Source organism: Streptosporangium sp. NPDC049046 (assembly GCF_040649155.1).
GTDB lineage: Bacteria > Actinomycetota > Actinomycetes > Streptosporangiales > Streptosporangiaceae > Streptosporangium.
Map to the genome: position 1 here is coordinate 102,969 of NZ_JBEZEZ010000026.1, position 11,051 is coordinate 114,019.

The 11,051-nt window shown below is 68.6% G+C and carries 11 protein-coding genes; 7 read left to right on the forward strand and 4 right to left on the reverse strand.

Going from position 1 to position 11,051, the window contains the following annotated elements:
- Positions 1-54: 54 nt before the first annotated feature.
- Positions 55-1,230 (forward strand): hypothetical protein, encoded by a 1,176-nt coding sequence (locus AB0B96_RS31015; RefSeq protein ID WP_362904357.1) that lies wholly within the window; start codon positions 55-57, stop codon positions 1,228-1,230.
- A 130-nt stretch (positions 1,231-1,360) separates the two neighbouring features.
- Here the strand turns inward: AB0B96_RS31015 and AB0B96_RS31020 are convergent, their stop codons facing one another.
- Positions 1,361-2,938, reverse strand: a complete 1,578-nt coding sequence (locus AB0B96_RS31020; RefSeq protein WP_362904379.1) for an RNA-guided endonuclease TnpB family protein — start codon at positions 2,936-2,938, stop codon at positions 1,361-1,363.
- Between AB0B96_RS31020 and AB0B96_RS31025 the strand changes: the two genes are divergently transcribed.
- The gene (locus AB0B96_RS31025; protein WP_362904381.1) at positions 2,858-3,040 is read left to right on the forward strand and encodes a hypothetical protein; all 183 of its coding nucleotides are present in this window, start codon (positions 2,858-2,860) and stop codon (positions 3,038-3,040) included. The two genes, AB0B96_RS31020 and AB0B96_RS31025, sit on opposite strands and share 81 nt — an antisense overlap.
- A gap of 251 nt (positions 3,041-3,291) precedes the next feature.
- Positions 3,292-4,233 (forward strand): NADP-dependent oxidoreductase, encoded by a 942-nt coding sequence (locus AB0B96_RS31030; RefSeq protein WP_362904359.1) that lies wholly within the window; start codon positions 3,292-3,294, stop codon positions 4,231-4,233.
- Between the two features lie 138 nt (positions 4,234-4,371).
- Here the strand turns inward: AB0B96_RS31030 and AB0B96_RS31035 are convergent, their stop codons facing one another.
- Positions 4,372-5,151: an SDR family oxidoreductase gene (locus tag AB0B96_RS31035; protein WP_362904361.1), complete on the reverse strand. Its 780-nt coding sequence runs from the start codon at positions 5,149-5,151 to the stop codon at positions 4,372-4,374.
- 134 nt (positions 5,152-5,285) lie between these two features.
- On the opposite strand from AB0B96_RS31035, the gene AB0B96_RS31040 reads away from it, so the two are divergent.
- Positions 5,286-5,984 carry a TetR/AcrR family transcriptional regulator gene (locus AB0B96_RS31040; protein WP_362904363.1) on the forward strand — a complete coding sequence of 233 codons (699 nt, stop codon included), beginning with the start codon at positions 5,286-5,288 and terminating at the stop codon, positions 5,982-5,984.
- A 20-nt stretch (positions 5,985-6,004) separates the two neighbouring features.
- Here AB0B96_RS31040 and AB0B96_RS31045 read toward each other — a convergent pair whose 3' ends face one another.
- The gene (locus AB0B96_RS31045; protein ID WP_362904365.1) at positions 6,005-6,685 is read right to left on the reverse strand and encodes a polymer-forming cytoskeletal protein; all 681 of its coding nucleotides are present in this window, start codon (positions 6,683-6,685) and stop codon (positions 6,005-6,007) included.
- Positions 6,686-6,948: 263 nt separating this feature from the next.
- Between AB0B96_RS31045 and AB0B96_RS31050 the strand changes: the two genes are divergently transcribed.
- From AB0B96_RS31050 to AB0B96_RS31060, 3 genes are all read left to right on the forward strand, one after another.
- Complete coding sequence (locus AB0B96_RS31050) at positions 6,949-8,301, forward strand: hypothetical protein (protein ID WP_362904367.1); 1,353 nt, start codon at positions 6,949-6,951, stop codon at positions 8,299-8,301.
- Between the two features lie 302 nt (positions 8,302-8,603).
- Positions 8,604-9,479, forward strand: a complete 876-nt coding sequence (locus AB0B96_RS31055; protein WP_362904369.1) for an SDR family NAD(P)-dependent oxidoreductase — start codon at positions 8,604-8,606, stop codon at positions 9,477-9,479.
- A 9-nt stretch (positions 9,480-9,488) separates the two neighbouring features.
- Positions 9,489-9,974: a MerR family transcriptional regulator gene (locus tag AB0B96_RS31060; RefSeq protein ID WP_362904371.1), complete on the forward strand. Its 486-nt coding sequence runs from the start codon at positions 9,489-9,491 to the stop codon at positions 9,972-9,974.
- A 165-nt stretch (positions 9,975-10,139) separates the two neighbouring features.
- Here AB0B96_RS31060 and AB0B96_RS31065 read toward each other — a convergent pair whose 3' ends face one another.
- Positions 10,140-10,961 carry an alpha/beta hydrolase gene (locus AB0B96_RS31065; RefSeq protein ID WP_362904373.1) on the reverse strand — a complete coding sequence of 274 codons (822 nt, stop codon included), beginning with the start codon at positions 10,959-10,961 and terminating at the stop codon, positions 10,140-10,142.
- Positions 10,962-11,051 lie beyond the last annotated feature (90 nt).

The window sequence follows — 11,051 nt, forward strand, 5'->3', positions numbered from 1 at the left end:
CAGCGGCAAAAATGCACTCGCTCGCTGCACCGGGGGCCCGCTAGTGTCGCGCGGATGAGCGACGTTTCTCTGCCTCTGCTCTGGCTTTCGGGGCCTACGGGTGTCGGGAAGTCCACGGTTGGCTGGGAGGTGTTTGCGCAGCTGAGTCGTGCCGGCGTCAAGACGGCGTTTGTCGACGCTGACCAGATCAGCCTGTGCTACCCCATGCCCGAGGGCGTGACGCATCGCCTCCGCGCGCGGAATCTGGCCGCGATGTGGCCGAACTTCCGGCAGGAAGGGGTGCGATGTCTGGTCCTTGCGGGCTTCGTTGACACTCCCGAGGAGGTTCGTGAGTACACCGCCCTTCTTCCTGAGGCCGCGTTCACGGTGTGCCGACTGCGCGTCGATAGCGCTGAGCTCAAGGAACGGTTCCTCGCGCGGGGATGGCGTCCGGATCTGGTACAGGAGGCGATCATTGAAGCGGAAGCCCTGGAACGCAGTGACTACGCCGACGTGTGCGTGGACACCGGCGGCTTAGGGGTGTCAGAGGCAGCCCGGCTGATCTGTGAGCGGGTTGGAGGATGGCCGGGCACCCTCCCCTCCGCGACGCTGCACAGCGTCGTTGACCAGCAGAACCACCCGACCTCCCAGGCGGATGCCGCACCTGCTTCCGCGTCGGTACCTGTGCTGTGGCTGTCCGGCGCTATGGCGGTTGGGAAGTCGACGGTCGGCTATGAGATCTTCATGCAGGTCTATCGGAGCGGCGTGCGAGCCGCCTACGTCGATGTGAAGCAGATCGGTGCGCTGCGCCCCACCGCGGACGACGACGTGCTCAGCCATCGTCTCAAGGCCCGCAACCTCGCGGCCATCTGGGCAGGGCATCGCGCGGCTGGCGTCCAGTGCCTGGTCATCTCCGGGGAAGCAGACTCCGATGACACTCTCCGTGGCTACGCCGAATCGCTGCCCGACGTGGCATTGACCGTGTGTCGACTGCATGCGGAGCCGGCAACGCTGGCCGAGCGCGTCGCGCAACGTGGCCAGGGAGGCGGGCCGACCATACCGGGTGATGAGCTGCGCGGGCTGGACTCGGAAGCCCTGTACCGTATCGCCGAACGAGCGGCGCACGAGGCCAGGGCGCTCGACAGCGCCGCGGCAGGTGATCTGCGCGTCGACACCGACGGTCGGTCGGTTCAAGAGGTGGCCGAGGACGTACGGGCTCGTGGCGGCAACTGGCCGAATCTCTTTTCCTGAACGCAGTCCTCTCGAGCGGGGTCAGCCGCCACGGACAGCGAAATCCCGAATCTGACGGCTGAGGAGAGCCCCACACCGATCACGTTGACGCGCTCCCCGGTTGAAGGCCGGGGATTCAGTCCGTGCCGCGTCATGCGGCACCTCTGTGGCTTCCTGCTTCATCGGTGTCTGCCGCCGCGAGCGGTGGTCTTACGTCACCTCCACGGGCGTTTAACGTCTCCGCCTCCCGCCGCGTTTCAGCGGCGGGTTTCCGTCCAGCGGCGACGGTTCGTTGGCCTTCGGTGAGGATGTTGCGTGCGGCGTTGACGTCGCGGTCATGGGTCGCGCCGCAGGGGCAGGTCCATTCCCGGACGTTCAGCGGCATCGACTCTTGCCGGGTGCCGCACTGCGAGCACGTCTTCGAGGACGGGAACCAGCGGTTGATCTTGGCGAAGGTGCGGCCGTACCGTTTCGCCTTGTACTCCAGCATCCCGACGAAGGCCGACCAGCCCGCGTCATGGACGCTCTTGGCCAGCCGGGTGCGGGCCAGGCCGTTCACCGACAGGTCCTCCACGTACACCGCTTGGTTATCGCGGATCAACTGGGTGGAGAGCTGGTGGGTGAAGTCCCGGCGCGCGTCGGTCACCTGGGCGTGCGCGCGGGCGACCTTGACGACGGCCTTGCTGCGGTTGTTCGACCCCTTCGCCTTACGGCTGAGGGCCTTTTGCGCTTTGCGGAGTTTCTTGGCCGCGCGGCGCAGGAATCGTGGGTTGTCGATCTTCCGGCCGTCGGAGGTGACCGCGAAGTGGGGGAGCCCCAGGTCGACGCCGACCTCGGCCGCGACCCCGGCAAGCGGTTCCTCGGACGCCTCCACGACGAAACTCGCGAAGTACCGGCCCGCCGCGTCCTTGATCACCGTGACGCTGGACGGCTCCGACGGCAGGGCCCGCGACCAGCGCACCGCCACATCGCCGATCTTCGGCAGGCGGAGTTTCCCGCCCGCGGTGATGGCGAATCGGGCGTTGCGGGTGAAGCGGATCGCCTGGTGGTTGTCTTTTCGGGACCGGAACCGGGGCGGGCCGAGCTTCGGCCCCTGACGCTTACCGGTGATCGAGGCGAAGAAGTTGCGGTAGGCGGTGTTCAGGTCGGCCAGAGCCTGCTGCAGCACCACCGCCGACACCTCGCCCAGCCACGATCGTTGCGGTGCGTGCTTCGCCTCGGTGATGACCCGCTTGGACAGGTCGGCGTCGGAGATGTACGGCAGGCCCGCCTGGTGGGCGTCGGTGCGGGCGACGGCTTCCGGCGCGATGGCGTACTGGTCCATGGTGCGGCGGATCTCCTCGCGGACCTCGGGGTTGTCGATGGAGTCGATGAGTTCCGTATGTACGTAGCCCGGCGAGATCGCCGTTGTCCGCAGCACGCCGTCGGTGGACTCCTGCCGTAACCCTTCCAGGAGGGTGCGCACGGTGTTCTTGGTCGCGGCGTAGACCGCCATCGTAGGGGTGATCTTCAGACCGGCCGTCGACACCGTGGTCACGAGGTGGCCATGCCCCTGCTCGCGGAACACCGACAGCGCTGCGGCGATGCCGTGCATCACGCCGCGCAGGTTGACATCGATCATCGCTTTCAAAGCATGTGCGATCGTGGGATGAGTGAAGCGGCGCCAGGCCTGAGTGCGGAGAAACGTGGCGCGTACTTCGCTCCGGTGGAGGTCGGCAGCCTTCCTCAGTACGCGGTGGACGAGCACCTGCGCATCGACGGTGACCTCAGCTATTTGCAGTTTCGGCTCCTCGCCCGGCTCGCCGACGCGCGCGGGGCGAGCTGCGGATGACCGACTTGGCCGACGGTGTCGTGTACAGCCACAGCGGGCTGACCTGTCAGGCGGGCACGCGGCTCCGCCCGCCACGCGAAGCTTCGTGCTCCGGCCGCCGGGAGCAACGAGGAGAGTTCTGCCGACCGGCGGTAACCCCGGCCGAGACGGATGTCACCCGCCACATCACATTTGCTTCGAATTCGAAACGTGCTAGTTTCAGAAGTGCTTCGAAGTCGAAGCACAACGGATTCAGGAAGACGAGGCTCGTCATGAAGGCAGTGCGTTTCCACGAGTACGGCACCCCCGAGGTCCTGCGCTACGAAGACGTGGACCAGCCGGTCCCCGGCGTCGGCGAGGTCCGGATCCGGGTGGCGGCGACGTCGTTCAACCCGGTCGAGGGCAACATCCGCGCCGGTGTCATGCAGGGCCCCATCCCGATCCGGCTGCCGCACACCCCCGGCATCGACATCGCGGGCAAGGTCGACGCGCTCGGCGAGGACGTGACCGGCTTCGACATCGGCGACCGGGTGATCGGCGCCCTGCCGCTGACCAGCACCGGCGCGGCCGCCGAGTACGTCATCGCCCCGGCCCGGATTCTGGCGGCAGCCCCCACGAGCGTCCCGCTGGTGGACGCCGCCGGACTACCGCTGGTCGGGCTCACCGCGTGGCAGGCGCTGTTCGACCACGCGAAGCCGACCGCCGGCCAGCGGGTGCTGATCAACGGCGCGGGCGGCGCCGTCGGCGGCTACGCGGTGCAGCTGGCCAAGAACGCCGGCACGTACGTGATCGCAACGACCGGCCCACGCAGCTCCGAGCAGGCCAAGACGGCCGGCGCCGACGAGATCCACGGTCCCGGGATCCCGGAGCTGTCCGAGCCGGTCGACGTCGTGCTCAACTTCGCCCCGATCGCCCCGGAGCAGATGGCCGCTCTGGCCGCCGTGATCCGGGACGGCGGCGTGCTGGTCAACACCACCGTGTGGATGCCCGCTGCGTCCGACGAGGCCCGCGGCGTACGGGGGATCAATCTTTTCTTCCGTCCCGACGCCGAACAGCTCGCCCAGCTGGCGACCCTGCTTGACGCCGGCAGGCTGCACCTCGGCGCGACCCGGCGGGTGCCGCTGGCCGGACTGGCGCAGGTGCACGCCGAAGTCGCCACCGCCCCGGTCAACGGCAAGGTCGTCTTCGTCGCCCCCGGCGCCACCCTCGACTAGAGGAAGGCACTCGGTCCCCACCGCGCGTTCGCCGCAGTGCTCGCCCCTATGGCTGAAGCCGTGGCGGGTTGCACACCCCGGTGGCCGGTGACGTCCCCGCACACCGGACACCGCGGACCGGATCCGCGTACCTCCTCGTCAGAGGAGTACGCCGCCGGAGACCTCGATACGCTGGGCAGTGACCCAGCGCAGGCTCTCGGAGGCCAGCGCGGCGATGGCGTCGCCGATCTCTTCGGGCTCGCCGACGCGGCCGAGCGCGGTCTGCCGGGCAAGGCCCTGGCGCATCTCGGCATCGTCTCGCATGGCTCCGCCGTTGAAGTCGGTGGCGGTCGGCCCTGGAGCGATGGAGTTGACCCGGATGCCGCGGGGGCCGAGCTCTGCGGCCAACGTGCGACTCAAGATCTCGACGGCGGCCTTGGAGGCGGAGTAGACCGAGGTCGCGGGACTGGTGTGCCGGGTCAGTGACGACGAGACGTTGATGATGCCGGCGCCTGGCGCCAGCAGCGGCAGAAGCGACTGAATGAGGAAGAACGTGCCCCGGACGTTCGTATCGAACACCGTGTCGAAGTCGTCGGGCGTGACAGCTTCCAGCGGGCCGAAGACGCCAACCCCTGCATTGTTGACCACGATGTCGAGCCGCGGAGCGTCGCCGTAGCGCTCCAGTAGTTTACTCAGCTCGGAAACAAAGGTTCCGAAAGAGGAGACATCACTGATGTCGAGGCGCAGCACAGCGGCAGCCCCGCCCGCGGCCCGTACCTGCCGCGCCGTCTCCTCGGCGCCGTCCACATCACCGCGATGGGTGACAACGACACGCACCCCGCACCTCGCGAGGGCGAGAGCGGCGCTCCGTCCCAGGCCACGGTTGGCGCCGGTCACCAGAGCGATCCTGTCGACTGCCATCAACAACTCCTTCTTCATCACATGGCACCCGAAGGACGGGAGGCGCCACAGATTAGATGCGAGTCGTGTGACTCGCCTTTCTTTCGCACCATATGCCGACAAAAAGAGGCGAGTCAAGTGACTCGCCTCGTATGTCAGGGCATACTGCAGACATGGCAGCAGAGCTCTCCGCGCACCACCGCCGACTCGCCCGACAAAAGCGCGAGGCGATCATCTCCGCAGCCACGGAGCTGTTCCTGAACCGCGGCTACGACGGCACCTCCCTCGCCCGTGTCGCCGAGGCGGCGGCCGTCTCGAAGTCCACCCTTTTCAAGCAGTTCCCCACCAAGGCGGCTCTCTTCGAGGCCATCGTCACCGAGTCCTGGCAACGTGACACCGGCGACACCGTCGCACGACCTCAGGCCGGGGACCTGCGCTCCGGGCTGACATCCATCGGTCACCGCTACGCCGATCTGATCGGCCGGCCCGGCATGACAGCCCTGTTCCGCATCGTCATCGCCGAACTGCCCCGTTTCCCCGAACTGGGAAGGATGCAGTTCCAACTCGGCAAACTGCCCTACTTCGCCTCCGTCCAGCAATACCTGGAATCCGAGCACGAGGCCGGCAACGCCGACGTCCCCGATGCCGAGAGCGCCGCCAACCAGTTCCTCGGCATGATCGCTAACTACGTCCTGTGGCCTCGCATGCTGCTGACCGACTGGGATCCCACAGCCTCTGACACTCGCTACGCCGTCGAGCAAGCCGTACAGACCATGCTCGCCCGCTACCAGAGTGCGGGCCAGTGCTCCGGCCTTCAGGCCGGAGGTCAAGGCCCGCGCGGGAGCGCCCGCTATGGCGCGAGCGTGCCCTGACCTTCCTGCGACGACGCGGATCAGAGGGTCGCGGCGAGGGGAAGACCGGCCAGCAGGCGGTCGCGCAGGGCGTCGCCGCGGATGCCGAGCTCGGGAAGGTCGTCGGGGCCGGGGGCGCCGGTGACCAGCAGTTCGGGTACGAGGAGGCGGCTGAGCGGAACCTCGGGTGCCGGGTCGACCAGAGCGCCGATGGAGGCGGTGGACAGGTCGAGGTAGGCCGGCGCGAGGGTCCTGCCGTGGAGGGTGCCGGCGACAAGGTCGGGGCAGAACTCGTTCCAGAAGAGCGAGACGGTGGTGCGCAGGTCCCCATGGATCATCACCAGCTTGTCGGTCATGTCGCCGACGAAGGTCTCGGCCGTCACGTGGCCGCGTACGACCAGCTTCGCGTCACCGGCCAGGTAGATGTTCCGCGCCCGCAGGTTCCCGAGGACGATCAGAGCGGCGGCCCCGTCGTCCACATCGGTGATGTTCCCGTCGACGACCAGGTCACCGTCCACGATGTACCCGGTTGCCGCCTCGGGCGTGCCCTCCCGCCACGGCGTCCGCTCGTGCTCGTCGAGGGGGAGTTCGCCGGTCACCGCGGCCGACCCCGGAACCAGGATGTACTCCTCCTCGTACAGGTTCTCGTAGGTCTCCTTCGGCAGCCCGCGCTGCTCGAACAGGTCCACCGCATCGTCCCAGGCGAGGTAATTCGATCGCATGCGCGCGACCATAGCAATGAAACGCAGTCGTACCGTCTCGAAACCGACGTTGGATGTGGCGCGTACATTGCTGCGGCCTCCAACGATCGGGCGAAGGCCCAGTGGCCTGCGACCACGTATCCAACCGGCCCGCGACGGTCCGTTATGCCCGTGGCCTCATTCGGCCACCCGCACGCCCTTGCCGGTAGTGGGGCACGGCCGGATACTCAAGGCCGCTGACGAGCTTCGCGGCGGATCCTCCTTACGGAATGGGACGTGATCGCATGCCCGATGAAAGCACCAGCCGGGACCAGGCCAGAGCCGAGGCCGACGCCCTCGCCGCTTGGCAGGCCATCCCGTACTCCGTCTCCCCCGAGGAGGCGCAGCGGATCTCCCGAGCGTATCTGGACGAGGCCCGCGAAGAATTCGAGGAGCAGACCAGCCGGCTCCCCCAAGCCGACCAGGACAGGACTCGCCAGATCGAGGCGCAGCTGAACGCCAACGGCAGGCAGGTGTACGCCAACGCGAGATGGTGGGGTTTTGAGATCGTCCTCAACGCCGCAGCCGCCCAAGCCGCCGCCGAGATCTCGGAGTTGGTAGGGGAGATCGTGGCCATGGCCGTCCGTCCCAGGACGCTCGGCCGGTTGATCGAGCTCTCCTTCCAGATCCGTTCTCTCATCATCCAGATCGTCGGCAGGGACCACGGTTGTCGGCTGGTGTCGCCCTGGTTCGCCCCGGGGATGCTTCTGCCCATCTCTCTGGCCCCCAGGCAGGACACCTCGCTGTGGTGGACGACCATGAACACCTCTCACAACTGGAGCGAGAACGAGAGATTCCCCGGCCACCTGTCCAGGTCCAATCCGGCGCTGGCCGAGTTCCGCGGCCGGCTGTACGCCGTGCACCGCGGGGACCGGGACGAATCGCTCTGGTGGACCGCCTACGACCCCGGCAGCAACGAGGGCTGGAGCGACAATGTCCCCTTCCCCGCCCATCGCAGCGCCGACGGCCCTGCCCTGGCCGTTTACAACAACTTCCTGTACTGCGTGCACCGAGGCGGCGGCAACGACAGGCGCCTGTGGTGGACCCGCTTCGACGGCAACCGCTGGAGCCCCGACACCCGCATGAACGGCGCGTCCAGCCGAGGCCCGGCCCTGACGACCTTCAACGGCATGCTGTACTGCGCCTACCGGGACGCCAACAGCGATCAGATGTGGTGGACCCGCTTCAACGGCACCAGTTGGAGCAACGACCAGCCGTTCGGCAGCCACTTCACGGCCTCCAACCCCGCTCTGGCCGTCTACGGCGGCGTGCTGTATTGCGTGTTCCGCGGTGGAGGCTCCGACCACTTCCTGTGGTGGACCAGTTTCGACGGCACGCGCTGGAGCAGCGCCCGTCGGCTGCCCGCGCACCGGAGTGCGGAGGGCCCTGCCCTGGCCGTCTTCAACAACAGGCTGTACTGCGTGCACCGAGGCTCCGGCGACCAGAGCCTGTGGTGGACCAGCTTCAACTCAGCCGACTGGAGCCCCGACATCCGGCTGCCCGGCCACCTGAGTGCTCAAGGTCCCGCCATCGTCTCCTACCGCGAACCCTACGGCACCGAAGACCAGCTCTTCTGCGTGCACCGCGGTCATGGGTAGAAGCCGCCACCGCCGCCACTGCCGCCTGCGAAAAGGCGTGCTGCGCGTTCTTCGCGTTCCACGTCACCAGCGACGGTGAGCAGGTGATCTGGGACTGCGCCGTCAGCGACAACGACGCCGCACGTGCCCTGCTGGAGGAAGTACTGCGATACCCATCGCGAACGGTTCGGTGTGGAATCGATCTGTGCCGTGCCGGAGTTCGCGTCGTCCACGTACCGGGCGGGTGCTGTCAGGGCCGGCGACGAGCGGCGGCGGACACCGCGCTTGCGTTCGAGCGCGCTCGAACTCCTAGCATCGCCGGCATGACATCTCAACCAGGGACCCGGCGGACATGGATCATCACTGGCGCGTCGGCGGGCTTCGGTCGTGCCATCGCCGAGTGCGCGGTCGGGCGGGGCGACAACGTGGTGCTGGCCGTGCGGCGGCCCGGGGCGGTGGCCGACCTGGTGGACGCCCATCGCGACCAGGTGCTGGTCGCCGAGTTCGACGTGCGTGACACCGGGCGCGCCGGGGACGTCGTACGGTCGGCGGCCGAACGGTTCGATCGGGTGGACGTGCTGGTGAACAACGCCGGCCGCGGGGTCGTCGGCGCGGCCGAGGAGGTCGGCGAGCAGGAGCTTCGCGCGTCTTTGGAACTGCACCTGCTGGGTCCGGCGGCGCTCGTGCGGGCCGTCCTGCCCTACTTTCGCGAGCAGGGGTCGGGCACGATCGTGCAGATGAGCAGCCAGGGCGGGCGCGTCTCCTTCCCCGGCGTCGGCGCCTACTCGGCCGGCAAGTTCGCGCTCGAAGGCTGGTCGGAGGCGCTGGCCGGTGAGGTCGCGCCGTTCGGGGTCCGGGTGATGATCGTCGAGCCGAGCCGGTTTCGCACCTCGTTCAACGCGCCCGGCGTGCTCGGGGTCGCCGACGCCGGCGCCGTGTACGCCGGGCTGCTCGAGGCCGTCCGCGACGACATGGCGAGCGCCGACGGGATTCAGGAGGGCGATCCGGTACGGGCCGCGGAGATCATCGTGGACCTGGTCGCCGGTGAGGAGCTGCCGCTGCGCCTTCCGCTCGGGCGTGAGGCGGTCGAGCGCATCGGAAGGTCCTACCGGCAGAACCTGGAGGAGCTCGAACGCTGGGCCCCTGCCGCGCGTGCCGCCGACTTCCCCGGCGCCCCCGCGTCCGTCCGGCCGATCTAGAGTGTCGCCATGGCCACGGACGATCTGATGTCGAGGGCGCTCGCCGCTCTCGACGAGGTCGACGGCCCGATGTCGGTCGAGGTGATCCACCGCCTCGTCGACGTCGGCGCCGCCACCGACCTCATGACCATCACGGAGGTCGCCGACCTGCTTGACATGTCGCCGCACACGCTGCGCTACTACGAGCGGATCGGGCTGGTCGAGGTGGCCCGCGACGCCGGCGGCCACCGCAGCTACGACGCGAAGACGGTACGGAGGCTGGTGTTCCTGACCCGCATGCGCCTGTCCGGGATGGCCATACGCGACCTTCAGCACTACGTGCGGCTGGCCGACGAGGGCGACGACACCGTCCCCGAGCGCCTGGACCTGCTGCTCGAACACCGCGACACGATCCGCCGGCAGCTCAGGGAGCTGACCCTGTCGCTGGCGGCGACCGAATACAAGATCGCCACCTACGGCGGCCACGCCGGCCCGTCATCAGCGGGCAATGCCTGACCCATCGGCACCGAACCGCGCCGAATGGGTCCACCGCGCCCAGTCGGCACGGTCCGCCTCGTCATTGCGGCGAGAGGCAAAGCCCCATCATCGTCCGGGCAGTTCTTGACGGTAGTGCAGCCGTGTCCGCCCTGCTTGAGCACGGCTGCGGACCTGTCGCAGCGATCAGTTACCTCGTTCCCGGCCGAGGAAGCACGACAGGAGTCGCCTGAAGTCGTGCGGGTGCTCGAGCGCCGGCACGTGCCCGCATCGGCCGAGCACGTGCAGACGGACATCGGCCAGGTGTTCGAGCAGGGGCAGGGCTGCCGTCTCGAGCGGGGTGACTCGGTCCTCGGCGCCGTGGACGAGCAGCACGGGCGCGCGGATCCCTGCCAGCGTCTGCGCCGAGAGGGTGAGATCGTCGGCCCAACGTGCCCGAGGCGGAGGGAACAACGACGCGAATGCGGCCGCCCCCTCTCGCATCGCGGCCGCACGGGCGGCGACGGCCGACTCGGTCACGAGCGCTTGGTCGAGGACGAGGCGACTCAACATGTCTCGTGCCCCGGGCACGCCGGCGGGGGCGGCCCAGAGCGCGTCGAGGTCGGCCGACAGCGGCGCCCCGGGGGCGCCCATCGTCGAGACCGCCACGACACAGGTGACCTGCCGGGGACGCGCGGCCGCCAACGCCAGCGCCACGGCACCGCCCATGGAGTGGCCCACCACGGCGTAGTGCTCGACACCGAGAGCATCCATCAGGCCCGCGGCCTGCTCCGTCCACAGCCGGAGCCCACCCCTGGAGCCCGCCGGCATCGGGGTACGGCCGAACCCCGCCTGGTCAGGAGCCACCAGGCGCCAGGACGTGCCCAGCGCCTGGGCCGTCGTCGCCCAGGCTCCGGATCCGGTCGTACCGGGTCCGGAGCCGTGCAGCATCAGGACCGCGGGCCCGGTGCCGCTCTCCATGACGTGGACGGGAGAGCCGTCGACGGTGACGGTCCGAAGTGTCGTCACCGAGACCGGCCAGGTGTGCTCATGCGGATGCGGAGTTGATGGACTTGGAGAAGACGTCCATCATCGCCCGGCCGAACTGCGGCATGTCGG